At 71.3% G+C, this 2,221-nt stretch carries 3 protein-coding genes and 1 pseudogene; 2 read left to right on the plus strand and 2 right to left on the minus strand.

The window, feature by feature from the left end; translation table 11 throughout:
• The first annotated feature begins 326 nt into the window (after window positions 1-326).
• Complete coding sequence (locus AB8Z36_RS36875) at window positions 327-719, plus strand: cell division protein SepF (protein ID WP_369217749.1); 393 nt, start codon at window positions 327-329, stop codon at window positions 717-719.
• 22 nt (window positions 720-741) lie between these two features.
• Here the strand turns inward: AB8Z36_RS36875 and AB8Z36_RS36880 are convergent, their stop codons facing one another.
• Window positions 742-1,158 carry a VOC family protein gene (locus AB8Z36_RS36880; protein WP_369217751.1) on the minus strand — a complete coding sequence of 139 codons (417 nt, stop codon included), beginning with the start codon at window positions 1,156-1,158 and terminating at the stop codon, window positions 742-744.
• 10 nt (window positions 1,159-1,168) lie between these two features.
• Window positions 1,169-1,588, minus strand: coding sequence for a helix-turn-helix transcriptional regulator (locus tag AB8Z36_RS36885; RefSeq protein ID WP_369217750.1), 420 nt, complete (start codon window positions 1,586-1,588; stop codon window positions 1,169-1,171).
• Window positions 1,589-1,809: 221 nt separating this feature from the next.
• Between AB8Z36_RS36885 and AB8Z36_RS36890 the strand changes: the two are divergent.
• Window positions 1,810-2,221: pseudogene (locus AB8Z36_RS36890) on the plus strand (ATP-binding protein); the annotation flags it as partial.

Consider the following 2,221-nt stretch of genomic DNA (forward strand, 5'->3'; position numbering starts at 1 on the left):
CTACGGAGACGGCCGGTATGCCTTCGGGGGAGGCGGGAGGTGCGGGGCTCAACGTTTCGATACCTCGGGGCTCGGGAGGGGACTGCGCGACCCGCACTCTACTGCTGACCAGGCGAAGGCCCCGTATCGCGACCCGTATCGCGACCCGCGCGCGACCCGTATCGCGGCCCGCGCGTGGCTCACTCGCGACCGGAACGTGGTCCACCCGTCGCCCGCCGGACGCGATCCGGGATGGGCCATCCGTGTCGGTGTTGGGCTGATCGGGTGACTTGGCGTAAGAATTGGCCGGTGCAGACATCGAGGACGAGCCAGGACGGAGTGGGTCAGTGAGCAGCAGTCAGCGCCACGACGTCACCGACGAACAGTGGGAGGGGCTCGCCCAGGTCGTACCGCTGCGCAGCCGCAACGAATGGCCCTCGTGGCCCGGGCACCGCGCGATGCCCGAGGCGGAGACCGAGGCGCGGCGGCGCTTCGTGGTGATGCGGGTGAACGTCTTCTCGGACGCCCGCGAGGTCGCCGAGACGGTCATGGCGCAGATCCCGGTCCTGCTCGACCTGACCGGCGCCGAGACCGAAGTGGCCAAGCGCGTACTGGACTTCAGCAGCGGCGTGGTCCTCGGCCTCGGCTGCGGCATGCACCGGGTCGACAAGAACGTCTTCCTGCTCGCGCCGCCCGGCACGGAGGTCCAGGGACTGGTCGAGGCGGTCGCCCAGCCCTGATCCCGTGCGTGCCCCGACGGTGCTATCCGCGGCGCGGCTGGTTGAAGCGGAGCATGTTGCCCGCCGGGTCGCGGAAGGCGCAGTCACGTACGCCGTAGGGCTGGTCGACCGGCTCCTGGAGGACCTCGCCGCCCGCGGCCTGGACGCGCTCGAAGGTGCCGTCCACGTCGTCCGTGGAGAAGATCACACCCCGCAGCAGCCCCTTGGCGAGCAGCTCGGCCATGACCTGCCGGTCGGCCGGTGACGTGGCCGGGTCGGCGGCCGGGGGTTCGAGCACGATCTCCACGCCGGGCTGCGTGGGCGAGCCGACGGTGACCCACCGAAGGCCCTCGTACGAGACGTCGTTGCGCACCTCCAGACCGAGGGCGTCGCGGTAGAAGGCGATGGCCTTGTCGTGGTCGTCGACGGCGATGAAGCACTGCGAGAGCTTGATGTCCATGCCGTAGAAGCTACGGGCGGCCCGGTGCTTTCGCTTCTCCATTCCTGACCGGTCTCAGCAGGAACTTGGCCACGCACGCGGGGATGGGCTCGCCGGGCTCGTGCGACCGCGCCCGGTAGGCGCTCGGGCTCTCGCCCACCAGCTCGGTGAAGCGGGTGCTGAACGACCCCAGTGACGTACACCCCACCTCGAAGCAGACCTCGGTCACGCTGAGGTCGCCCCGCCGCAGGAGCGCCTTGGCGCGCTCGATGCGCCGGGTCATGAGATAGCTGTACGGAGTCTCCCCGTAGGCGGACCGGAAGCTGCGCGAGAAGTGGCCGGGGGACATGAGGGCCACCCGCGCGAGGGCGGGCACGTCGAGAGGCCGGGCATAGTCCCTGTCCATCACGTCACGGGCCCGGCGCAGCTGTCTGAGGTCCTCCAGATTCACCCGCACAGGATGGCACGGGCCTATGACAACGGGCCTGTGGCCGCGGGCCCGGGACAGCGGTCCCGAACCACCGGACCTGTGCCAACGGGGCCCCGTAATCCGTCGTCGACGTAACCCGTCGTCGACCGCGCGCGCGGGGTCCTGCCGGGTAATACCCCGAACGTAGGAAGGGCGGACGGGCAAAACGGTTCGCCTGACCGGACGGCGCCTACGTTCCGGACATGACGCTGCTCCCTCCGGTGCGGGCCCCCTGGCCACCGACAGGCAAGGACCGGCCGCACGTGGTCGAGCTGCGGCTGTCCGCCTTCGCCGGCCACCGGGGCACGGTCCTCCCGCTCGGCCCGCTGACCTATGTCACGGGACCCAGCGGCAGCGGGAAGACCAGCGCCCTGCGCGCGTACGAGGCGCTCGCGCGGCTCGGCGCGGGTGCCGAACTCATCGACGTCTTCGACGACCCCGTGGCCTGTGTGCCGGATCGGCGCGGATTCCGCATCGGCTGCTCGGTCGAGGGGCCCGCGGGCACCGTCCGCCTCGACCTCGCCGTCCAGGCCGAGCCCGAACTGCGCGTCGTGGGGGAGCGGCTGACCCTCGGCGGCCTCGTCCTCCTGGAGACCGCGCTGCGCGACCCGGGGC

Source organism: Streptomyces flavofungini, from assembly GCF_041028215.1.
GTDB lineage: Bacteria > Actinomycetota > Actinomycetes > Streptomycetales > Streptomycetaceae > Streptomyces > Streptomyces flavofungini_B.